This is a genomic window from Pseudomonas sp. XWY-1, from assembly GCF_002953115.1.
Taxonomy (GTDB): domain Bacteria; phylum Pseudomonadota; class Gammaproteobacteria; order Pseudomonadales; family Pseudomonadaceae; genus Aquipseudomonas; species Aquipseudomonas alloputida.
The window spans coordinates 2,705,292-2,728,582 of sequence record NZ_CP026332.1 but is presented as its reverse complement, the minus strand read 5'-3'; the positions used below and the strand labels follow the sequence as shown (position 1 = coordinate 2,728,582).

Sequence of the window (23,291 nt, the reverse complement as noted above, 5' to 3'; positions counted from 1 at the left end):
CGGAATGCCCCGCACGCTACGGGCGAGGTAGTCACCTATGATCAGCTTGAACCCATGGTATGTCATATGGACCCATTCTCGGCGGGCTTGATCCTTCGGACGTGAAGGACCTTATTGTTGTATTCGTAAATCGATTCTACATTGCGTAAAATGGTTTGTCGCGTTTTAGTTGCTCGTACGCGGCGACAAACGGCTATCCTCTCGTTTTACTTCATGATAGTCAGATCAGCATGCCCCTTACCGTCAAACGCCGCGCCGCACTCAGCTGGCGCACGCTCTTGCCCTGGGTCGTCGGCGTGCTGCCGGTCATGTGCGGCCTGGCCGTGATGAACTGGCAGGTCGAGCGCGAAATGCAGGCCAGCAGCCAGGCCACCACCCGCCAGGCACTGGAGCACGTCGAACACATTCTCGACGACCTGTCCCGTGCCGCCAATTCGCTGCTTCCACTGACTGACAGCCCATGCGAGCAGGTCAAGCTTATGCTACGGGCCCAGGTTACCCGCAATGCCTTCGTGCGCTCGACCAACCTGTTCAGGCACAACAACCTTTATTGCACTTCGCTGTTCGGCGAGTTCGAAGAACCGGTCAATCCTGGCGATTACGTCGACGGCAAGTTATGGCTGATGGACGGCAACTCGGTTACGCCGGGCCACCCGCTGCTGGTCTACCGTGCCAGCGACGGCGACCACGGTGCAATCACCACGGTGGATGGCGACCACCTGCTGACTGCACTGCGCCTGATCGGCCCCGATGAAGAACTGCAGATCCGCGTGGGCGACGCCTGGATGGGCAAGGACGGGGTGGTCCACAAAGGCGTATCCCCTGCGGCCCCCAGTGCCAACGTGCTGATTGGCTCAACCCGCTACCCTTTCAGCGTGCAGGGCGGCTACAGTGCCGACAAGCAAGGCCAACTGTTACGCAGCCACTACCCTGGCCTGCTCAGTCTGCTGCTGGTACTGGGTGCCTTGGCGGCGCTGGTGTGCCGCTGGCAGATTCGCCGCGCCACCTCTCCGCGTGCCGAACTGGAGCGTGCCCTGCAGGCCGATGAATTCCTGCCGTATTTTCAGCCGGTGGTGCGCAAGGGCGATTACCGCTGGGCTGGCGCGGAAGTGCTGATGCGCTGGCACCACCCGCGAGAGGGCCTGGTTCGCCCCGACCTGTTCATCCCCTATGCCGAACACAGCGGGCAGATTGTCGCCATGACCCGCGCGCTGCTGACACATACCGCGCAAAGCCTGGCGCCCTATGCCGGGCTGTTGGAAGACGGCTTCCATATTGGTGTCAACATCACCGCTGACCACTGCCGCGACCTCAGCCTGCTGGATGACTGCCGCACATTCCTGCAGCACTTTCCGCCCGGCCGGGTGGTGCTGACCCTGGAGCTGACAGAGCGCAAGCTGATCGAGCCTACGCCGGTCACCCTTGAGTTGTTCGAAAAGCTGCATGCCATGGGCGTGATGATTGCCCTCGACGACTTCGGCACCGGCCAGTCGAGCCTCAACTATCTGCGGCAATTCAAGGTCGACTACCTGAAGATCGACCAGAGCTTTGTTGCCATGATCGGCGCCGATGCGCTGTCAGTACACATTCTCGAGACCATCATCGAACTGTCGGGAAAGCTGGACCTGGGCATCGTCGCCGAGGGTGTGGAAACCGCCATGCAGCGCGACTACCTGGCCGCGCACGGGGTGGACTTCCAGCAGGGTTACCTGTTCGCCAGACCCATGCCGGCCGCCCAGTTCCTCGAAGCCCTGGCCACTCGCCCGGGCGCAACGCAGTTGCCGCAAGATGCGCCCCCTGAGATCATGCGCGGCTGATCAACCCGCTCAATTCCCGTATTCGAGGCATTCGTGTCAAAAGGCATTGTTTCATCGGTCATGGCGTCCTGCCTGTTCGCTGTGATGTACTTCTATACCTCCCTGCTCAAGCCACTCGATGGCGAAGAAATCTTTGGCTGGCGCACCCTGCTGACACTGCCCTGCCTCACCTTGTTCATGCTTGTCTCGAAAGACTGGAAGCGGGTGGGCGAACTGATGGGCCGGGTAAAACGCACGCCGGTGCTGTTGCTAGGCATGATCGGCACTTCCTGGCTGATGGGGGTGCAACTGTGGCTGTTTCTCTGGGCGCCCCTGCATGGGCGCAGCCTGGAAGTGTCGATGGGTTACTTCCTGCTGCCACTGGCCATGGTCCTGACCGGGCGGCTGGTATATGGCGAGCGGCTGTCACGCCTGCAGACGGTAGCCGTGGCCTGCGCCGCACTGGGCGTAGGCCACGAGCTGTACCAAAACGGCAGTTTTGCCTGGGAAACCCTGCTGGTAACGATCGGCTACCCGATCTACTTCGTGCTGCGCCGACGCTGCCGCACCGACCACCTGGGCGGCCTGTGGTGCGACATGTGCCTGCTGCTGCCGTGGGCGCTGTACTTCGTGATCCAGAGCCCACTGTCCAACGCTGACCTGCAAGCACACCCCGGGCTGTACGTGTTGGTACCGATCCTTGGCGCGATCAGCGCTTCGGCGCTTATCGCCTACGTGCTGGCCAGCCGCATGCTGCCATTCAGCCTGTTCGGCCTGCTCAGCTACGTCGAACCCGTGCTGCTGGTAGGCGTGGCGTTGCTGCTGGGCGAAACCATCGGCCCGGATCAGTGGCTGACCTACCTGCCAATCTGGGCCGCAGTACTGGTGCTGGTGCTTGAGGGCTTCAAGCACCTGCTACGTCAGCGTCGCCGTTCGGTGTAAGCCGTACCTGGCGTACCCGTCGCTCTTCAACCGCCTCCACGGTCAGCATCCAGCCATTCCAGGCTAGCCGGTCACCGACCATCGGCAGGCGGTCGAGCAAGCTCATCACCAGGCCCGCAAGGGTCTGGTAATCCTCGGTAGCACGGGCGCTGAAGCCAGTACGCGCCTGCACCTGGCTGAGGTTCAGCGCGCCGCTGACCACGAAGCCTTCCCCCTCCTGAACGATGCCCGGGCCTTCAACCTCACTGGCATCCGGCAGCTCACCGGCAATCGACTCAAGGATGTCGGTCATGGTCAACAGCCCGGTGAAGTCACCGAACTCGTTGACCACGAAGGCAATATGGGTCGACTGACCGCGCATTTGCTCCAGGGCATTGAGGATGCTGAAGCTCTCCAGCAGGTTCAACGGCGCCCGGGCCATGCTTTCCAGGTCGGGCTGGCTGCCCGAGAGCAGTTCCTTCAGCAGTTCCTTCTTGTGCACAAAGCCCAAGGGCTCGTCCACGCGACCATCGCGGATCAGCGGCAGGCGCGAGTACGGCGAATTGGCCAGGGCCTGGGCAATGGCGTCGGCCGGTTGCGCCAGGTCAATCACATCAACCTCGGCACGGGCAGTCATCACCGTACGAATCGGCCGCTCGGCCAGGTTCAGCACGCCGCTGATCATGACCCGCTCACGGCGGTCGAACAGCACCTGTTCCCCGCCGCCCTCGACCAGGTCGGCAATCTCCTCCCCAACCTCGTCAGCCTCGACCCGGCGGCCGCCCAGCAGGCGCAGCACGGCATGGGCAGTGCGTTCGCGCAACGGCCGATGCTGTTGCAAGCTGCGCTTGCGGCGGGCACGGGCCAGCTGGTTGAACAGCTCGATCAGGATCGAGAAGCCGATGGCCGCGTACAGGTAGCCTTTCGGGATATGGAAGCCCAGGCCTTCGGCGGTGAGGCTGAAACCGATCATCATCAGGAAGCCCAGGCACAGCATGATCACCGTAGGGTGGGCGTTGACGAAGCGGGTCAGCGGCTTGCTGGCAACGATCATGATACCGATCGAGAAGATCACCGCGATCATCATCACGGACAACTCATCGACCATGCCGACCGCCGTGATCACGGCATCCAGCGAGAATACCGCGTCCAGTACCACGATCTGGGCAACGATCGGCCAGAACGCGGCATGGCGCAGCGTGCCGCTGGCCTGGGTCACGTGACCTTCCAGGCGTTCATGCAGCTCCATGGTGGCCTTGAACAGCAGGAACACACCACCGAACAGCATGATCAGGTCACGGCCAGAGAAGCTCTTGCCGAACACTTCGAACAGCGGTGCGGTCAGGGTGACCATCCACGAAATGCTGGCCAACAGGCCCAGGCGCATGATGAGCGCCAGGCTCAGGCCAATGACCCGCGCGCGGTCGCGCTGATGGGGCGGCAACTTATCGGCAAGGATGGCGATGAACACCAGGTTGTCGATACCCAGCACCAGCTCGAGGACGATAAGCGTCAACAGGCCTAACCAGGCCGTGGGGTCGGCTAGCCATTCCATTAGCGGGTACTCACGAGGGGCACGTCACAAGGACGGGAGAAGGATGGCCAGAAAGGCCGAAGACTGGGGGGCTCCGCGAAGGTGCTCATATAGACCTTGATAACAAATTGGGAGAACGATGCTACAAGCACAGCAGGTTTCTGTAGTAGCGCAAAACTATTACAAAACCTGTAACAACCCTGCATCGCCCTTAGCCCTGCAGGTGCGAGTCGTGCGCAGGTACTTTTGTTCAATACAGCAGAACGCCGGCCACGCGAGGATAACGCCTCCCCAACCACGCGGATCTTCCTCATGAGCCTATACCTGTCCATGGCCGCCTTCGCCCTTGCGGCCTCGATCTCCCCCGGCCCGGTCAATATCGTCGCACTTGGCAGCGGTGCCCGCCATGGCCTGCGCGCCAGCGTTGCCCATGTGGCCGGCGCCACGCTGGGGTTCTGCCTGTTGCTGGTGCTGGTCGGGCTGGGCCTGCATCAACTGCTGTTGCGCTGGCCCTTGCTGGGCTTGATGTTGCACTGGGGCGGTGTAGCGTTTCTGCTGTACATGGCGTGGAAGCTGGCCAGTGACGACGGTAACCTGAACAACGCACAGCCTACCCAAGCCCCTTCAGCCTGGCACGGCGCAGCGATGCAGTGGCTGAACCCCAAAGCCTGGTTGGCAGCCGTTGCCGGGGTGGGTGCCTACACCGGCGGTGAACAGCACTTGCTGTGGCTGTTTACCTGGATCTACGGGCCGATCTGTTTCATCTCGGTGGCCTGCTGGGCCTGGGCCGGCAGCGTGGTTCGCCAGTACCTGGACAACCCACGTTACCTGCGCATGCTCAATCGGAGCCTGGCCGTGTTACTGGTCGCCAGCGCGGTTTACCTGATTTTTTAAGGCTTGCACGGCTCCTGCAGGAGCGCCCAGGCTAGCGCCGGCATTTCTGTAATGCCCCGGTGTCGCCGCCAGGTGCTGTTTGAATGCCCGCTGCAGGTGTGCCTGATCAGCGAACCCGGCCTCCTGTGCAACTTGAGCAATTGAGCTGCCCTGGCGCAACTGTGCCCGGGCCAGTTGCACGCGCTGGTCTAGCAGGTAGCCATGCGGCGTCAGGCCGAAGCGTTGGCGAAAGGCACGAATCAGGTAGGACCGAGACAGGCCGCAAGCCCCGCAGATGTCCTCGAGGCTGAGCGGGTCACTGCGATGGGCGCGTATGAACGCTGCCGCTGCATCCAGCCGTGGGTTGCCCTCGCCACCCTCGCTGGCATTACCACCAAGCATGCCCGGCAACTCGTGAAACAGGGCCGCCAGGCGGGCTTCGCGATCAGGCAGCCTGGCATCGAACAGGTCGGCAAAGGCCTGCAACAGCCGCCGATACAACACAGGCGAGCGACTCCAGGTCTGCGTGGGCAGGGTAAAACCCACTGCCTGCAACCAAGGCTGATCGACGAACAGCATCAGGTAAGACCAGGGTTCCCCGGCAACAGGGTTGCAGGTATGCACCACGCCTGGGTTCATCAACACCGTGGTACCCGCCCCAACCTCAACGCACTGGTCACTGTTGATGTAAGTGCTACGTCCCCCCGTGATCACCCCGATGGAGAAACTCTCGTGAGAGTGCGCGGCGTAGCACACCTTGCGCCCGTCCCCTACCCGTCGGGCTTCGACGAACGGCAAGGCAGGGTCGCGCCAAAACCGTGATACCTCGATCATCCTCTACTGCCCTGCCCGCCGCTGATCCATGCACGGATACTACACATTTATCGAGGAAACAGATCCAGCGTGCGCTCCACCTCGTCAATATCGATCCGGAAACCATCGCCTTCCGGTAGGCCTACCACAAAGCCGAAATGCTGGTGATCACGATCCGTCAGGTATTTGTAGTAACTGACGAAACGGTTCGGCGGCTGCAAAGTCAGCAGGCAGCCTCCCGCCTGCAGCACATTCACGCCATGCACCAACTGGCTACCCTCCACCCCGATGACCACTTTAGCCCCGGCGCAGGCCGCGACAATGCTCGGCACATCGGACTTCAGCGGGTTGACGATGCGAAAACCGCGGGTCGTGCGCAGGTGTTCGGCAAGCTCCAGCTCGTTGCGCAACAGGCGCAGGTCACCATCACCGCCCCGTAACAGGAAAACCCCCGGGTGCTGCGTGTGCGTCACATGCGACAGCAGCTTGTCACCCATGGCTCGGTAGCGAGCATGCCGGCTGCGGTTGTTGCTCTGGTCATCGAACAGCACCAGCTCACGGAAGAACGCACTGCGCAGGCGCAAAGGCTTCATGTCCAGCCAGTCTTCATAGGCCGGTGCCTGGGTGAACAGCGGATACCTGGCAGAGGGGGCGGTGGTCACCGGGATGCCCTCGTTGCAGGCCAGCGCATAGGTCGGGCAATCTTCCATCAGCCAGGTGCCGAACCAGGCGTTACCGTTTAGCGTGCAGTAGATCGCAGCGCGGTCGATTTCATGGTCGATGAGGATGGTCGGGAAGGTACTCGGCTTCTGTGACAGCCAGTGGCTGGCCTTGCCCTTGTACAATGCCCCATCGACCAGCCATACATCCTTGATCAGGTAGCCGCGGGTTGGCCCTTGCAACGTGTGGATACCTCCCGCCATGGTCTGCGCCGGGTGCACGTAGGGGTAAAACCGCTTGCCTTCCCAGCCCGTCACCCGATCCAGCTGGCCAGGCAGGAAAATGGCCGGCGGTGAAACCGTGGCTTCGCCCGGGGCAATGTCCCAACTCTTGGTGGCGACGCTCTTGAGATCGATCGCCGTTTTTCCACCCAGCCGTTTGCGCGCCATGTATCGGTAGGCGGCCAAGGTCCAGGTGTGTTGCCTGGCTGCGGGCGATGCACTGAACTGCGAGATGTCGCTTCCCATGAAGCGTCCCCCCCTGATGACGAAGACTGGAGCCCGGCGCCAGATCAAAGCATCCCTGGCAGTTACTCAACTACTCGTGACTCTTTCCATGCTGGGAGGCGACTGCAAGCTGGCGTAGCGGCTGCGCAATGTTTCCACAAACGGTTCGCCTGCCCCGCTGCCTCCGTAGAGATAAATCTTGTGCAGGCCACCAAACACCATTTCGTGATAGCGGCTGGCAACTTCCTCATCGCTTGGGCCATCCGGGAGCCCCAGGTGCAACGTCAGCTTGTCGCCTTCGACCGCGAACATCGGCGTGTCCCACAGGAACTTTGCCGTACCGGTCTTGGGCAGGCGAACAAACAGGTACGCATGGTTACCCAGCGAATCGATATCACCACCGCGGCGGCGCTTCCACTTCAGCAGGCCGTCGTCCGGGCGCGCCAGACACAGGCCGATGTCGTAATAATCGAAGCCCTGTTCCAGTGCCCATTCAAGCGCCATGAAAGTGGTGATCGAATTCACCTCGCGCAATTTCTTCGCATCGGAAAACACCGCCTCGCAATAGCCAAAGCGCAACGTGCTCCAGTAACGCTTGCCGCTGCGTACCACTTCACACCCCAGGTGGCAGCCAATCACCTCATCGCCCAGCATGATCAAGTCAAGCCGGCCGACACTCTTGGCAATACGGAACACCTCTTCGGTAGGAAACTGCGCGGCATGAATGCCCTGCCGGGCCGAAGCATAAGGGCGCAGCAGATCCCGGTCGGCCATGGCGATTTCTTCGTCCGAAAGGGCTTGGCGCATGTGATAAAGCGGCCGGTTCTTGCGAATGCTGCGTCGCAGTTCGCTGTCGTAGCGGGCAGTGATGTCTTCCAGTGGGCGCCCCAGCGGCACCACGGCGCTCAGGTAGTGCGGCACTGACAGCGACCCCGACGTGGGCATTTCGCTGATGACTACGACGTGGCTGGCAGCCGCCGTGGCACTTGCACTGTCCACGATCGATGCGCTGCCCTGGCCCTTGCCACCGATCAGCAGCTTGGCCATTTCCCGTTGCTGCTTGCGGCCGATGTAGAGGATTTCGTACGGGCTCTCCTGTTGCGGGCGGAACCTGGCGACTTCCCAACGCCAGAGACAGGCACGCGCCAACATTTCTCGCACTTTGCTGGCCAGCAGCCTGATTTCGTAGCGCAGGGAGGGCGACAGGAGCTTGCGCGCCACAGTCGTCAAGGTCTTTTTCATTTCTTCTTCGACGTCCTTTGAAGTGCACTGTTGGCCAATCGGAACAAGAGAAAAAACCCGGCAAAAACACTTAATACTTTGATTTTTATTGTTTTACTTGAAACTTTACTATCACATTCAGTAACAATTTAAGATGCCTGCAAACGCTTTGGCAAGCGGCTTCTGGCTGACTTTTGATCAAGTTTCATGGCGTCAAATTCCCCGCATCAAACCAATGCTCAACACAACTTTTGCTATAACCATGCCCATCGAGCGTCCGCTGGCTACTTCGCTATCAATGAGTAACCTTTGACGCCTACTTTGCATCAACGCCTTTCAGTTCGCTGACTGCTTGCCGGACAGGCATTGGCGGCCATGTTGAACCAGACTGGTGTTTTTCCTGCAGCCAGTGCATGCTCGTAGCTGAAACGATTCAACTGACTTGAAAACCGCCCTTTGATGTGAGGTGCAGTACCCATGGACCGTTTGCTCGATTCACTCTTCCCCAGCGCCGAGAACATCCCGGAAACCTGGCGCCTGGGAGCCCCACTGGAACAACGCGACTACCTGGTCAACGGTGAGCTCAGGCGCTGGGACGGCCCGTTGGCCACGGTGCGCAGCCCGGTGTGGCTCAAGCAAGGCGACGAAGAGCATCAGGTCATACTGGGCAGCGCCCCGCTGCTGGATGCCGAGACCGCGCTTACCGCCCTCGATGCCGCCGTACAGGCCTATGACAAAGGCCGTGGCGCCTGGCCGAACATGCGCGTGGCCGAGCGTATCCAGCATGTGGAATCCTTCCTTGCCCGCATGCGTGAACAGCGCCAGGCCGTGGTCAAGCTGCTGATGTGGGAGATCGGCAAGAACCTGAAGGATTCGGAAAAGGAATTCGACCGCACCTGCGACTACATCGTCGACACCATCAACGCCCTCAAGGACCTGGACCGCCGCTCCAGCCGCTTCGAGCTGGAACAAGGCACCCTCGGCCAGATCCGTCGCGCCCCGCTGGGCGTGGCCCTGTGCATGGGGCCCTACAACTACCCGCTGAACGAGACCTTCACCACGCTCATCCCGGCGCTGATCATGGGCAACACCGTGGTGTTCAAGCCGGCCAAGTTCGGCGTACTGCTGATCCGCCCCTTGCTCGAAGCATTCCGCGACAGCTTCCCGGCAGGCGTGATCAATGTCATCTATGGACGCGGCCGGGAAACGGTGAGCGCGCTGATGGCCAGCGGCAAGGTCGATGTATTCGCCTTCATCGGCACCCACAAGGCCGCCAGCGACCTGAAGAAACTGCACCCACGCCCGCATCGTCTGCGCGCCGCACTGGGCCTGGACGCCAAGAACCCGGGCATCGTGCTGCCCCAGGTCGACCTCGACAACGCTGTCGAAGAGGCCGTCACCGGGGCGTTGTCGTTCAACGGCCAGCGCTGCACGGCACTGAAGATCCTGTTCGTGCACGAGGATGTGGTCGAGGCCTTCCTCGACAAGTTTCAGCACAAATTGGCGGCGCTCAAGCCCGGCATGCCGTGGGAACCTGGCGTGGCGCTGACTCCGTTGCCCGAGCCTGGCAAGGTCGACTACCTCGATGGCCTGGTTGCCGATGCGACGGAAAAGGGCGCGCGCGTACTCAACGAAAATGGCGGGCACAGCCGCGGCTCATTCTTCTACCCGGCCTTGCTGTACCCGGTCAGCCGGGAAATGCGCGTGTACCACGAGGAGCAATTCGGCCCGCTTGTACCGGTGGTGCCCTACAGCGACCTGCAGACAGTGATCGACTATGTGCTGGACTCCGACTACGGCCAGCAACTGAGCCTGTTCGGCAACGACCCGGCCACCATCGGAAGCCTCGTCGACATCTTCGCCAACCAGGTCGGGCGCATCAACATCAATGCTCAGTGCCAACGCGGCCCTGACACCTACCCGTTCAACGGCCGCAAGAACAGCGCCGAGGGCACCCTCTCGGTGGATGACGCTTTGCGTGTGTTCTCCATCCGGACGCTGGTCGCCACCCGCTTCCAGGAGGCCAACAAAGCGCTGATCAGCGAGATCATTCGCAACCGCCAGTCGAGCTTCCTGACCACCGACTACATCTTCTGACCGCCGCGCTTATAGACAATCGATCTAGCGTCACTGTCGATTTTCCATCTGGGCGAACGACTCTAAGCAACAGGGCGCCTTTCGGCGCCCATTGCACAGGAGAGTCGAACATGGCAGTTAAACCCATTCCCGAAGGCCAGCACAGCATCACGCCCTACCTGGCCATCAACGACGCCGCCAAGGCCATCGAGTTCTACAAGCAAGCCTTTGGTGCGGAGGAAATGTTCCGCCTCGATGCCCCAGGCGGTCGCGTTGGCCATGCCGAACTGAGAATCGGCGATTCGTCGCTGATGCTGGGCGACCCCTGCAACATGGAAGGCGGCCTCACCGCCAGCCAGAAGCTCAACGGTGCGGGTGTAGGCCTGCACTTGTATGTTGAAGACTGCGACAAGGTCTACGCCCAGGCCCTGGCCGCCGGGGGCATCCAGTTACAACCCTTGACCGACCAGTTTTACGGTGACCGCAGCGGCACCCTGAAAGATCCGTTTGGCAACATCTGGTTCGTGTCCACCCACAAAGAGGACCTGACCCCCGACGAGATTCGCGCCCGTGCCGCGAAGATGTTCGGCGGTAGCCAAGCGACGAGTTGAAAGCCGCGCGACTTTGCTTGAAGCTTGAGGCTCGTAGCTTGGAGCTGCTTCATGCGAATCATCGACAAAACCGCCACCCAGGTGCGCAGCCTGACCCCCGCTGAAGAGGAACTGCTGGTCGGCTTTGCCACCGGCAGCCTCGCCGGCCCGCGCCTGCTACAGGCCAACCAGCTACTGATGAAAGTACGCAACGCCAACCAGTGGCTGGCTTGCGACTGCCGCAACGATGCCTTGCCGGTGCTCAATGTCACCCTCAACGGCAGCACCGGCACACTTTTCCTCAAGAACAACCCGGGCACCGCCGAGCACGCGCCTGGCTGCCCGTTCACCAAGGACGAGCGGGAAGCCGCCGAACGTGAAAACGACCCCGCACCACCCGCCGCCTGGCTGCCACCCGACACCCCCTTGCGCCTGATCAGCGACTTCCGTGCTGGCACGGCCGGTGGCGCCGGCGATGGCAACGACAAACGCGAACAGCAGCGCCTGCTGTCACTGCTGCTGACCTGGATTGAAACCAGCGGGCTCAACCTTTACGCCACCCACCTGAAGAAAGACCTGACCACACAGTTTGCCGAGTTGCGCAGCGTGGCCAGCCGCTATCCGCTGCTGGAGCGGGTGCCCGCCAGCAACTACCTGGAAACCCGCCTGGACATGAAGCACATGATGATGCTCAAGTCCCGCCTGCGCGAAGCCTCTGTGTTCGGCAACCATCGCCGCCATGGCCTGCTGCTGGACTGCGTCGACCAGATCAAAGGGCGCAAGTTGTTCAACAACCGCAGCGAAGACGGCTTCGACTTCCAGGGGCATCACCTGTACTGGGGCGGGAGCCGCACCACCGGGCCGTTGCTGGCGCTGATGATCTACTCGCCGACCAGCGCCGGAAGCCATTTCTATGAGCTGATCCATGTGGCCAGTGTGCCCGTGCTGTCGCGCGCGCACCTGTTCCCGGTGTACCGTGATGAAGAGCGCGAGCCGCTCAAGGCATTGGTGTCGCTGATCGACTGGATGGCCAGTAAAGGGGTGAAAGTGCAGATGCGTCGCCCCGTGATTGGTGGGCAGGTGATGGATGAGCTGGTGCTGACCTCGGACCAGGACCGGGTGTTGTCAGTGTCGCTGCTGGAACAGCCCATCGGCCCCGAGCCGGATACCGAGAACTTCAAGCGCTACGCCGACTTCAAAAGCCTGGAAACGTTCCGCAAGTTCGTTGCCGGCTTTTTCATGCGCGAGCGTTGAAATTGGCTCGCGCAGTTCCCTGCAGGAGATCGCCCTGCCCTTGGGGCGGGGCGGTCACTCAGCGAACACAGGCGGCAAGCGGCTAGACAAGGGTGCATTGGCCGCACAGGCGCGTCAGCCCAGGAACAGCTTGTACGCCGGGTTGTCAGTCTCGTCCCAGTACCGATACCCCATCTCGTCCAGCGTCAATGGCAAGCCCGCCAACTCGTCCGCTGGCACTTCCAAAGCAGCGAACACCCGCGCCTCCGCCGCACCATGGTTGCGGTAATGGAACAGGCTGATGTTCCAACGCTTGCCCAACCGCTCCAGAAACCCCAGCAACGCCCCTGGCCGTTCGGGGAACTCGAAGCGCAGTACCCGCTCATCAGCCCCTGACGCGGCATGCCCGCCCACGGTATGGCGCACATGCAGCTTGGCCAGCTCGTTGTCGGTCAGGTCCAGCACGCTGTACCCCTGCTCCCGCAAGCTGGCCAGCAACTGCTCACGTGGGTCGTGCACCGGGTGGGTCTGCACGCCAACGAACAGGCGCGCCTCCTTGCCGGGGTAGAAGCGGTAGTTGAATTCGGTGATCTGCCGCTTGCCCAGTGCCTGGCAAAAGGCCCGGAAGCTGCCCGGCTGCTCCGGAATCGTCACGGCGATGATCGCCTCGCGCTGCTCACCCAGCTCGGCCCGCTCGGCTACATGGCGCAAGCGGTCGAAATTGACGTTGGCCCCGGAGTCGATGGCCACCAGGGTCTGCCCCTGCACACCTTCACGCGCCACGTACTTCTTGATACCGGCCACGGCCAAGGCCCCGGACGGCTCGGTGATCGAACGGGTGTCGTCGTAGATATCCTTGATCGCCGCGCACAGCTCGTCACTGCTCACCGTCACCACCTCGTCGACGAAGTGGCGGCACAGCTCGAAGCAATGGGCGCCGATCTGCGCCACCGCCACGCCATCGGCAAAGGTGCCGACCTGCGGCAGGATCACGCGCTCGCCGACGGCCATGGCAGCCTGCAGGCAGTTGGAATCTACCGGCTCGACGCCGATCACCTTCACGTCAGGGCGCAGGTACTTCACGTAGGCGGCGATACCGGCGATCAAGCCGCCACCGCCCACGGGCACAAAGATCGCGTCCAGCGCCCCCGGGCGCTGACGGAGGATTTCCATGGCCACGGTACCCTGCCCGGCGATCACATCCGGGTCATCGAACGGTGGCACGAAGGTCGCGCCTTCGCTGTCGGCCAGCTTCAGCGCGTGGGCCAGCGCATGCGGGAAGCTCTCGCCATGCAGCACCACATGCCCGCCGCGCGAACGCACGCCTTCCACTTTCAACGATGGCGTGGTGGTGGGCATGACGATGGTTGCCTTCATACCCAGATGCGATGCGGCCAAGGCCACGCCCTGGGCATGGTTGCCCGCCGAAGCGGTGATCACCCCGCGCTCACGCTGCACATCGGTCAGACGCGACAGGCGGGTGTAGGCACCCCGGATCTTGAACGAAAACGTAGGCTGCAGGTCTTCGCGCTTGAGCAACACCTGGTTGCCCAGGGCGGCAGACAAGGCCGGGGCCGCTTGCAGGGGCGTTTCAATGGCCAGGTCGTACACCGGCGCCGCAAGAATGCGCCGCACCTGCTCCGACAGCAGTTGCTGGGGGGTGACGGTAGTACGAGGGACACTGAAGCTGGTCATCGATGACTCCTTGGCTATTTTTACGTTGCCCAGGAGTCAGAGAGAAAAACCCGCCTCCAGGGCGGGTTCGGTGCACGTACGCGCTAGCCCGCCAAGCTGATAATGGCGGTAATAATAATGGCGTTCACGTGCGGGAATGTATTCATGGGGTAGGAACTTAGCCTGCCTCGCAGCCGAAAGTCAACACTTGGCCTGCTGCGCCGAAAGCGGCACATCGAACACCTTGTCGAAGCCCCACTGGAAGACAAAGGCGTAAACGAAGAAGAACACGAACAACGCCAGATTGGTCAGCAGTGCGGCCCACAGGCTCACGTCCAGCCAGTACGCCACCAGCGGCAACAGGATCACCACCAGCCCACCCTCGAAGCCCAGCGCATGCAGCAGGCGCCGCAGGAAGGTGCGCTCACGTTTGGGCTGGCGCGCTTCCCAACGTTCGAATACCCAGTTGTAACCCATGTTCCAGCTCATCGCGATGCCTGACATCAGCACCGACAGCACGGTCGACTGCGCCATGCCGGCGCCGAACGCCAGCTCCAGTGCGGGCGCCACACAGGCGACGGCGATGGCCTCATAGAGAATGGCCTGGACGATCTTGCGGGCCTTACCTTGCATGTTCAGCTCCCTGAATGAACGACCTGTAAAGCTACAAGATGCAGCCCGCAAGAAACAGCCCGAAATTTGGACAATCCCGCGTTCGGCTGCTTGTATCTATTCCGTACATGACAGTGACATCTCCTGCACCTTCGTCGAGGGAACGAGCGAGGATAAGACGATGGCCCACTCTGCCCTGCCGGTGGCTGACACATGAGCCTGGTATTCATCGATTTTCTCACTTACCTGCTGTTCGGCCTGAAGCTCCTGGCGATCACCCTTGCCTCGTTGATGTTCCTGCTGGGTCTGGACGACCTGTTCATCGATCTGTGCTATTGGGGGCGCACGCTGATCCGGCGTTTTCGCATCTACGGCAAGTTCGAAAGGGCCGATGAGAAGCGCTTGTACGAAGTCCCGGAAAAACCTTTGGCCATCATGGTCCCCGCCTGGAACGAAGTCGGCGTGGTCGGTGAAATGGCGCGCCTGGCCGCTTCGACCATCGACTACGAGAACTACCAGATCTTTGTCGGCACCTACCCCAACGACCCGCAAACCCAGGCTGACGTGGACGCGGTGTGCCTGCACTTCCCCAACGTGCACAAAGTGGTCTGCGCCCGCCCCGGTCCCACCAGCAAGGCCGACTGCCTGAACAACATCATCGACGCGCTGCTGCGCTTCCAGCAGGACGCCGGCATCGAGTTCGCCGGTTTCATCCTGCATGACGCCGAAGACGTGATCTCGCCGATGGAGCTGCGCCTGTTCAACTACCTGCTGCCAAGCAAGGACATGATCCAGATCCCGGTGTATCCCTACGCACCGGAGTGGAAGGGCTTCACTGCCGGCCACTATGTCGACGAGTTTGCCGAAAACCACGGCAAGGACGTAATCGTGCGCGAAGCGCTGACCGGCCAGGTGCCCAGTGCCGGCGTCGGCACCTGTTTCAGCCGCCGCGCCATCAGCGCACTGCTCGAGGACGGCGACGGCATTGCCTTTGACGTACAGAGCTTGACCGAAGACTACGACATCGGCTTTCGCCTGAAGCAAAAAGGCATGAAGTGCATTTTCGCCCGCTACTCCATCACCGACCCGGCACTGACCCTGAAGCAGGAATGGCGCCCAGGCATGAGCCGGGAATTCTCCCAGGTGATCTGCGTGCGCGAGCACTTCCCGCGTGACTGGCAGCATGCCATCCGGCAGAAGTCGCGCTGGATCGTCGGCATCGTGTTCCAGGGCACCAGCAACCTCGGCTGGAGCCGCAAGGGCGCGCTCAACTATTTCCTCTGGCGTGACCGCCGCGGGCTGTTCGCCTACCTGCTGAGCTTCCTGGTCAACCTGTTACTGCTGGTGTTGCTGGCCATGTGGCTAGTCACGGTGATTGCGCCGGAGTCGTGGCGCTTCATGTCGATCCTCAGCGACAGCTGGTTGCTGTCGACCCTGCTGTGGCTGAACGGCCTGATGCTGCTCAACCGGCTGTTCCAGCGCGCCTGGTTCGTCACCCGCTTCTATGGCATCGGCGAGGGCCTGCTGTCGGCACCGCGGATGATGTGGAGCAACTTCGTCAACTTTTTCGCCAACCTGCGTGCACTGCGCCAGGTAATGGAAATGGGCGATTCGCGGCGCGTGGCCTGGGACAAGACCACCCACGAGTTCCCCGCCATCGCCACCCCGGCTCGCACACCACTGGGCCAGCGCCTGGTGGCCAAGGGCCTGATCACCGACGAACAGTTGCAACAGGCCATCACCAGCCCGGTTCGTCGGCGCCTGGGCCGCGAGTTGCTGCTGCGTGGCTGGCTGAACAGTGAGCAGTTGGTGGCCACCCTGGCCGAACAACTGGACCTGCCCTGGGCACCGCTGAACCCGTTCAAGCTCAGCCCGCAACTGATCGCCAAACTGCCGCGCAAGCTGGCCACCCATTACGGCGTACTGCCCGTGGACGAAGACGGCGACACCCTGATCCTAGCCAGTGAAAGCCCGGTCAGCCAGGTGTCGCTGGGTGTGATCAGCCGCCAGCTGAAACGCCCGGTCAAGGCACGCCTGGCCCCCCAGGGCCGGGTCACGCTGGGCCTTCGCTACCACTACCCAAGCCCCTGGCAGCATCAAGAAACCCGAGACATGCTGGCCGTGCTTGAACGCCACCAGGACGACGAAGCGCTGCTGGAGCGGGTCAGCCATCACCAAGTCATGCTAGGCGCGCTACTGCAGGTGCGCGGCATGGTCCCTGTCACCCTGTTCAACCAGGCGTTGATCGACTTCGACCCCGAACACCAAAGCCTCGGCGAGCACCTGATTGCCCGCGGCATCATCACCAGGCAGGTGCTGGAGCAGGCCCTGATCGAACAGGCCAGTGAACAACAAGTGGCGATTGATCTGACCCGGGAGGTGGCATGAAGCCGCGTTTTTCCCTTGCTTTCACTGGCCTGCTGCTGTGCTCCGCCGCCCTGCCCGTTGCCGCTTCGGCGCCGATGACCGACTTCCAGCGGTTCACCAGCTTTCCGTTCATGGACCGCAGCTATCGCGAGGCCAGGAAAGACAACTGGGCTGAAGTCGAGCGCCTGACCCGCCATGTGCTGGGCCGGGTACCGAACAACGACGAAGCCCGCGCCCTGCTGGTCGAAGCCCTGGCCCACCAGCGCCGTTACAAGGAGGCCCAAGCGCTGGCTGAACAGCTAGGCGACAGCCCCGAATATGCCGACGCGCTGCTGGAGCTGCGCCTGACCTGGATCGAGCAGGACCCGCCACCGGCCAGCCAGGTGGAACAATGGCTGGCCGCCAGCGACGGCAACCACCGGGTACAGCTGTGGCAGGCCTACAGCCTGAGCCTGGCCAAGTTTGGTGGCGCCGCCAAAGCACTGGACTGGCTCAACCAACTGCCGCCCGGTGGGGACGGCCAGGTCCTGCGCCTGGCCCGGGCCACCTTCGCCGAACAGCTGCGCAACTGGAAAGAAACCATCGAGCAACTGCAGCCGCTGGCCGACACAGGCCAGTTGCCTGCCCAGGACTGGCAACGCCTGGCCAATGCCTATATCCAGCAAGTCGACGAAAAGGGCCTGACTGCGCTGCTGGCCCACGCCCCCTCCCCCGCAGCGGCCAACCAGACACGGCTGGCCATGGCCAACCGCGCCATTGCCGTCGGCCACCACCAGCAGGCCCAACGCTGGCTGCAGTCGCTACCGCCTGATCAACTGCAGCAACCCGAGCAGCGCCAGCAACTTTGGCAACTGGCCCGCGAAGGCGACGATGCAGCGCTGGTGCGGCGCCTGAGCAACGACCTGCAGCGCCCCTGCCTTGAAACGGTCGACTGGCTGTCGCATCAAGACCCGGACCTGGCCCGGGAACAGTTCAAGGCCTGCTCCGCCAGCGCCGACCCTCGGGCCTATGCCGTGCTCAAGCAGCGCCTGTATGGCGCCCCGCAGCCGCCCCCGCAGCCGCGCACCGCCGCAGAATGGGAACAACGCTATCGGCAGACCGGCGACCTCGCAGCCCTGGAACAAACCACCTTCCTGTTGACCGAACAGGGCGACGGCGATCACGCACGGCACTTGCTGGAGCAAGCCTACGACCGCCGCCAGGGCCGCCTCGGCCCATCGCTGCTACAGCGTCTGGCCAACCTGTATGCCCGTGACGACGGGCCCCTGGACAGCCGCCGCATGCTCGGCCTGATACCCCGGGTCAACGCCAACACCCGCGCCCAGTTGCTCGGGCGGCTGGCCGAGGCCGGCCAGTGCGATGCCGTGCGCCAGGCAGTGCCGGCCACCCCGAGCGAACCGGGCCAGTACCGCGCCCTCGGCCGTTGCGCCATGCCCGACCAACCGGGTGCGGCGGTGGTCTACTACCAGGCTGCCGAGCGTTTGGGCGACCCTGGCAACCGTCTACCGCTGGCCTACGCACTCGAAGCGGCCGGCGACTCCGAAACCGCCCAGCCGATCTGGCGCAGCCTGCCAGACAGCGCCTTTACCGATAATGCCCGCATCACCGCTGCCCGCGGCGCGCTGAATGCAGGCGACGCCGATGCAGCACGCCGCTACTGGGACGCTGCCGCGCACCAGAGCGCTGATGACTGGGCGCTGGGCGCCGCCATCGCCCAGCGCCAAGGTGACCCGCTGGCCGCGCTGGGCTTCCAGCGCCAGGCTCTGGCGCACAACCCGCGCCCCGACCACTACTACGCCGCATCCAGCACCGCACAACTGGCCGGCGACAGTGCGCAGAGCACCGCCTGGCTGGCCGAAGCCGTGCGCCTGGCCCCCAACCAGCCGCGCTATCGCGCCGACTACGGCATGCGCCTGGCTGGCTCGACAGACAAGGCTCAGCGCATGCAATCGATCCCCTACCTTGAACACGCCACTCACGACTTCCCCGAGGACTACCGCCTTGGCGAAACACTCGCCTTGCGCTACGACGAACATGCCGACAGCGCTGCGGCACGCCGCGAACTGCGCCGCATTCTCGACGTAGAGCAGAACCTGGTCGACGGTGATGACGAATACGGCAGCCTGGAGGCCCGCAAGTACCGCCAGCGCCGCGCCCACGAGAGCCTGTCACGGCGCGACACCATTACCCTGGCCAGCACCTGGTCGCCGGCCGGCACCTCGACCAACGACAAGTTTCTCGACAATGGCCAGCGCAGCGGCAGCTCGCGCCGGGCGCAATCGCAGAACGTGCAGCTGGCCATGTGGGACCATGCCCTGGGCGAGGAGCCCAGCCGCAATGGCAGCACCCTGTCAGTGTATGGCCGGGTACTGTTCGGTGGCCAAAGCCGCACCGACTATGCCCAGAGCATGGGAACCGGTGTCGGCCTGCGCTACAAGCCGCTCGGCCAGTCCAACCTCAACCTGTATGCCGAGCTTTACCACCAGCGGCAGATCGACGAAGCACACTATCGCGGCCTCAGCCTTGGCCAGTTGCTGAGCCCGGCCAAGGTCGGCGGCAACTGGGGCGATTTGCGCCACCACGCCGAATCGAGCAATGACCTGCTGCTGCGCGCCACCGCCTCGTTCCTCGACCAGGGAGGCTGGCGCAACGATTGGCGCATCGATGAGGACGACTGGAACGAACGGTTCCTCTACCTCGATGCTGCCTGGTGGACCCGCGCCGGCGACCATGCCTGGCTGTCGCGCTACCAGCAGGGCCACGCCTGGAAGCTGCCGGGCAGCTCGCCGCAAACGCTCATGCCCTACGGCTTTGTCGAGTTCTCCAGCCAGGACCCCAGCAACGACTGGCGCCAGGACGCCCGCGCCGGGGTTGGCGTGCGCTGGCAATGGTGGTTCGACGACGACCGCTACAACGCCTACCGCGGCTCGCTGAAAGTGCGTGCCGAGTACCAGCAATCGCTGGGCGGTAACCTCTACGAGCGCGCCAACGGTGTGCTGGTCGGTGCGGAGATGACCTTCTGATGCGTACGCTCATCGCCTTCTGCCTGCTGGCCCTGTGCCTACCGGCCACCGCTGACCAGCGCCTGTTCTACCAACCCCTGAACCGCGATGCCAGCGTCACACCCGCCCAGTGGCAGCAACTGTGGCAAGCCACCGCGGCCCAAGGTGGCAAAACCCTGATCGTGCAATGGAGTGCCTATGGCGACAGCGATTTCGGCGGAGCCAAAGGCTGGCTGGCCAACAGCCTGCGCACGGCGCGTGCCGAAGGCCTGCAACTGGTGCTGGGGCTGTACATGGACCCGGCCTACTACCAGCGCCTCGACGAGCTGGATGGCGAAGGCCTGAACAGCTACTGGAAAGCGCAGCTGGGGCGGTCGCTCAGCCAGTACCAGCAACTGCGCCAGGCCTGGCAGTTGCCAGTGGACGGCTGGTACCTGCCCATGGAGCTGGACGACCAGCATCTGCGCGAGACCGAACGGCGCGATGCGCTGTACAGCCAGTTGCAGGCCTTCAACCGCCAGTTGGACAAGCCGTTGCATATCAGCGCCTTCAGCACAGGCAAGCTGACGCCGCGGGTCAATGCCCTCTGGCTGGATCAACTGGCCGGCTTGGGCTTGACTGTGTGGTGGCAGGATGGCGCCGGCACCGGGCGTTTGCCGGCGTTGGTGCGTCAGGGTTACGAGCAGGCGTTGCCGTGCCGGGTGGGTGTGGTGCGCGAGGCGTTCCGCCAGGTGAGCGCGCCGGAGCAGGCGTTTCGGGCGGAGCCCGCCGAGCCCCGGCTGGGTAGCGGGTGCCATGCCGAGGCAGTGTTTGCCTTGCGCTACCGGCCCTGGGCCCGAGGTATCTTGCCACAGCAATGAATTACCAGGGCCGGCCTCTTCGCGGATAAACCCACAGGGCCCCCACACCGTACGGTCCCTGTAGGAGCGGGTTTACCCGCGAAAGGTCCAAGCCTGAAAAAGTAGTAGCCTCAGGAGCCCACCGATGTTCAAGACCATCGAAGCCCACGTACGCCAGCAGGTCGCGCCCGCCGCCCTGCGCGCCGAGTTCCGCCAGCACGAATTCGAGTCCATGCGCTCGTTCTGCCTGCTGGTATTCTCGATCAGCGTCCTGATCTGGCTGGTCTTCGACCTGATCGTCAGCTTCCTCGGCGACCAAGGCTTCACCTGGCTGTCCTTCCTGTTCATCGCCCTGCTCGGCAGCCTGATCGTAGTGCTGCATTTCACCCGCCGCAGCCATCACTTCGACGTGCTCAACCTGCTGTTCATTACCGTCATCACCCTAGGCATGCGCCTGGTGATCGAAGGCATCCCGATAGCCCTGCGCCCGGTGTGGTTGGTGCTCGGGGTGTCCACCGTGCTGTATGCCATGTCGGTGCTACCGGTGCGGCGCTGGTCATTCTTCTGCGCCATGGTCATCACCTGGGTGATGCTTAATCCGTTCTACCACACCCGCATCGAGCCCCATGCGCTCGAAGGCGCCATGCTGATCAGCTATGCCGTGTTTCTAAGCGGCCTGGTCAGCTACAGCTACCTGCAGATCCGCAAGGCCAAGCTGCACAATTTCTACCTGTCCAAGGTGTTGCTGGAGCAGGCCTACGTCGATGCCCTGACCGACATTCCCAACCGCCGCTCGTTCATGGCCCAGGCCGACCGCCAGCTGCGGATGGCGACGTCCGGGCAGTACCTGGCCATGATCGATATCGACAATTTCAAGCGGGTCAATGACCGTTTCGGCCATGACGTGGGCGATGAAGTGCTCAAGCGCGTGGCCCTGCATATCAAGACAAGCATGGCCGATCAGGCGTTTGCCCGGCTGGGAGGTGAAGAGTTTGCGATCTTCTTCGAAGGGCTGGATCAGCAAGGGGCCGAGCAGCGAGTGGCCGCGCTGTGCCAGCGCGTGCGCGAGGACGCTGGCGAGCACCCGGTCACCATCAGCATTGGCCTGGCCAAGGTCGACCGGGGAGAGAGCCTGACCACCGCGCTGGTCCGCGCCGACCAGGCATTGTATGAAGCCAAGCACACTGGCAAGGACCGCTTTGTGTCGTGGTCCAGCGAGCTGGCAGAGCAGGATTAGCAGGGCCGTCTCTCGCGATTTCAGCGCCCCCTATCCGCCGGCGGGTAAACGAATCCTGAACTGCGCCCCACCCAGCGCCGACTGCGCCAGGGTCAAGGTGCCACCCTGCCCCTCGATCGCCCGCCGGCTGATGGCCAACCCCAGGCCAAAACCACCGGTGTTGCGATCGCGACTGCGGTCCAGACGGTAGAACGGCTGGAACACCCGCTCGCGCTCCTCCACAGGGACGCCAATCCCGTCATCCTCCACCGTCAGCAGGCAGGCGCCATCGGCTTCCAGGCGCAAGCGCAGCAACAGGCTTTCATCGCAATAGCGCATGGCATTGCGCACCAGGTTCTGCACCGCGCGCGCCGTCAGTCGCGGGTCCAGTACAAAGCGCGGCAACTCACCCTCGGCCCGCACTTCCCACTGGATACCCCGGCCATCGAGTTCCTCGGCAAAGCCCCCAAGCACACTGTCGACCAGCTCCAGCAGCGATACCTCCACCCGCTCCCGCGCCTGGTCGGCGTTGTACAACCGGCTATAGGACAGCAGCTCCAGCACCAGTTCATCCAGCTCGCGCACATGCCCGACCAGCTCCAGCAGGCGCTTGCGGCTGGCTGGCGGCACTTCGTCGAACAGCAGCACCAGGCCGAAGTCCAGCCGGGTCAGTGGCGTGCGTAACTCGTGCGATACCGCATTGAGCAGTTCACGCTGCTGGTTGACATGGCGTTCCAGGTCACTGGCCATGGTGTCGAATACCCCGGCCAGTTCACCAATGTTGGAGTGAGGCGAAATGTGCGTACGCTCGGCCATCTGCCCCTGGCCCAGGCGCCGAGCGGTCTCCTTGAGGCGCTCCAGATCACGCCAGTGCGGCCAAACCCACAGCAGCAGGCAACCCAGCATGGCTGCACCAATCAATACGGTCACGCCCCACGACAGCACGTTGATGTCCAGCGGGTCTGGCGGGGAATGCAGGCGTACCAGCCACTCCTTGTCCAGCGGCGCCAGCACCGTCTCGTAATAGCCCCACTCGGCAATGCGCACTGCGTACAGGCCATGCTCCAGGCGCGCCTGCTCCTCATCGCTCAAACCGGCCTGATCCCTGCGCAGCAGCTGCAGTTCCAGTGGCGCGAAATCACTGGCCAGTTCCTGCTCCACCGCTGGCCACTGCTCGCGCGGGGCCTGGCGGAACTGGCGCACGATCAACGCTTGTACACCCTTGGCCTGGTCCAGGTTGTAGGCCATGAACCGGTCGCGGAACAGGCCGACGATGGTGTCAGGGATGAACAGCAATGCACCGGCGTAGGCGACGATGATCACCAGGTACAACCGCACCAGGATCTTGAGCATGGCCG

The 23,291-nt window shown here is 63.0% G+C and carries 17 protein-coding genes; 10 read left to right on the top strand and 7 right to left on the bottom strand.

Annotated elements, in window-relative coordinates; genetic code table 11:
• Positions 1-230: 230 nt before the first annotated feature.
• Positions 231-1,817 carry an EAL domain-containing protein gene (locus tag PRJ_RS12670; RefSeq protein ID WP_104961565.1) on the top strand — a complete coding sequence of 529 codons (1,587 nt, stop codon included), beginning with the start codon at positions 231-233 and terminating at the stop codon, positions 1,815-1,817.
• Positions 1,818-1,850: 33 nt separating this feature from the next.
• Positions 1,851-2,738 (top strand): EamA family transporter RarD, encoded by an 888-nt coding sequence (rarD, locus tag PRJ_RS12665; protein WP_104961564.1) that lies wholly within the window; start codon positions 1,851-1,853, stop codon positions 2,736-2,738.
• On the opposite strand, the gene PRJ_RS12660 is transcribed toward rarD, so the two are convergent.
• A complete protein-coding gene (locus PRJ_RS12660) occupies positions 2,701-4,272 on the bottom strand; it encodes a TerC family protein (protein WP_010954303.1) in 1,572 nt (523 codons plus the stop codon). The genes rarD and PRJ_RS12660 overlap by 38 nt on opposite strands.
• Before the next feature lie 291 nt (positions 4,273-4,563).
• On the opposite strand from PRJ_RS12660, the gene PRJ_RS12655 reads away from it, so the two are divergent.
• The gene (locus tag PRJ_RS12655) at positions 4,564-5,145 is read left to right on the top strand and encodes a LysE family translocator (protein ID WP_104961563.1); all 582 of its coding nucleotides are present in this window, start codon (positions 4,564-4,566) and stop codon (positions 5,143-5,145) included.
• Here the strand turns inward: PRJ_RS12655 and PRJ_RS12650 are convergent.
• The 3 genes from PRJ_RS12650 to PRJ_RS12640 all read right to left on the bottom strand — a co-directional run bounded on the left by PRJ_RS12650 (position 5,110) and on the right by PRJ_RS12640 (position 8,345).
• Positions 5,110-5,958 (bottom strand): AraC family transcriptional regulator, encoded by an 849-nt coding sequence (locus tag PRJ_RS12650; RefSeq protein WP_104961562.1) that lies wholly within the window; start codon positions 5,956-5,958, stop codon positions 5,110-5,112. The genes PRJ_RS12655 and PRJ_RS12650 overlap by 36 nt on opposite strands.
• A 47-nt stretch (positions 5,959-6,005) precedes the next feature.
• Positions 6,006-7,124: a glycosyltransferase 61 family protein gene (locus tag PRJ_RS12645; RefSeq protein ID WP_010954306.1), complete on the bottom strand. Its 1,119-nt coding sequence runs from the start codon at positions 7,122-7,124 to the stop codon at positions 6,006-6,008.
• A 66-nt stretch (positions 7,125-7,190) separates the two neighbouring features.
• Entirely contained in the window at positions 7,191-8,345 is a 1,155-nt protein-coding gene (locus tag PRJ_RS12640; RefSeq protein ID WP_104961561.1) for a hypothetical protein, read from the bottom strand.
• Between the two features lie 456 nt (positions 8,346-8,801).
• Between PRJ_RS12640 and PRJ_RS12635 the strand changes: the two genes are divergently transcribed.
• The 3 genes from PRJ_RS12635 to PRJ_RS12625 all read left to right on the top strand — a co-directional run bounded on the left by PRJ_RS12635 (position 8,802) and on the right by PRJ_RS12625 (position 12,244).
• Complete coding sequence (locus PRJ_RS12635) at positions 8,802-10,421, top strand: NADP-dependent glyceraldehyde-3-phosphate dehydrogenase (protein WP_104961560.1); 1,620 nt, start codon at positions 8,802-8,804, stop codon at positions 10,419-10,421.
• A gap of 110 nt (positions 10,422-10,531) precedes the next feature.
• Positions 10,532-11,011 carry a VOC family protein gene (locus PRJ_RS12630; protein WP_104961559.1) on the top strand — a complete coding sequence of 160 codons (480 nt, stop codon included), beginning with the start codon at positions 10,532-10,534 and terminating at the stop codon, positions 11,009-11,011.
• Between the two features lie 51 nt (positions 11,012-11,062).
• Positions 11,063-12,244 carry a hypothetical protein gene (locus PRJ_RS12625; RefSeq protein ID WP_104961558.1) on the top strand — a complete coding sequence of 394 codons (1,182 nt, stop codon included), beginning with the start codon at positions 11,063-11,065 and terminating at the stop codon, positions 12,242-12,244.
• Positions 12,245-12,358: 114 nt separating this feature from the next.
• Here PRJ_RS12625 and ilvA read toward each other — a convergent pair whose 3' ends face one another.
• Both ilvA and PRJ_RS12615 read right to left on the bottom strand, forming a co-directional pair.
• Positions 12,359-13,918, bottom strand: a complete 1,560-nt coding sequence (gene ilvA, locus PRJ_RS12620) for a threonine ammonia-lyase, biosynthetic (RefSeq protein WP_104961557.1) — start codon at positions 13,916-13,918, stop codon at positions 12,359-12,361.
• A gap of 180 nt (positions 13,919-14,098) precedes the next feature.
• On the bottom strand, positions 14,099-14,530 hold the full coding sequence (locus PRJ_RS12615; protein ID WP_010954313.1) for a PACE efflux transporter: 432 nt from the start codon (positions 14,528-14,530) through the stop codon (positions 14,099-14,101).
• 192 nt (positions 14,531-14,722) lie between these two features.
• Between PRJ_RS12615 and nrfB the strand changes: the two genes are divergently transcribed.
• From nrfB to PRJ_RS12595, 4 genes are all read left to right on the top strand, one after another.
• Complete coding sequence (gene nrfB / locus PRJ_RS12610; RefSeq protein ID WP_020192081.1) at positions 14,723-16,897, top strand: cyclic di-3',5'-guanylate-activated glycosyltransferase NrfB; 2,175 nt, start codon at positions 14,723-14,725, stop codon at positions 16,895-16,897.
• Positions 16,894-19,899 (top strand): phage receptor, encoded by a 3,006-nt coding sequence (locus PRJ_RS12605; protein ID WP_104961556.1) that lies wholly within the window; start codon positions 16,894-16,896, stop codon positions 19,897-19,899. The genes nrfB and PRJ_RS12605 overlap by 4 nt, the downstream gene beginning before the upstream one ends.
• Positions 19,899-20,738: a DUF4434 family protein gene (locus PRJ_RS12600; RefSeq protein ID WP_104961555.1), complete on the top strand. Its 840-nt coding sequence runs from the start codon at positions 19,899-19,901 to the stop codon at positions 20,736-20,738. Before PRJ_RS12605 ends, PRJ_RS12600 begins: the two co-directional genes overlap by 1 nt.
• Positions 20,739-20,862: 124 nt before the next feature.
• Entirely contained in the window at positions 20,863-21,954 is a 1,092-nt protein-coding gene (locus PRJ_RS12595) for a diguanylate cyclase (RefSeq protein WP_020193450.1), read from the top strand.
• A gap of 30 nt (positions 21,955-21,984) precedes the next feature.
• On the opposite strand, the gene PRJ_RS12590 is transcribed toward PRJ_RS12595, so the two are convergent.
• On the bottom strand, positions 21,985-23,286 hold the full coding sequence (locus tag PRJ_RS12590) for an ATP-binding protein (protein ID WP_104887717.1): 1,302 nt from the start codon (positions 23,284-23,286) through the stop codon (positions 21,985-21,987).
• Positions 23,287-23,291 lie beyond the last annotated feature (5 nt).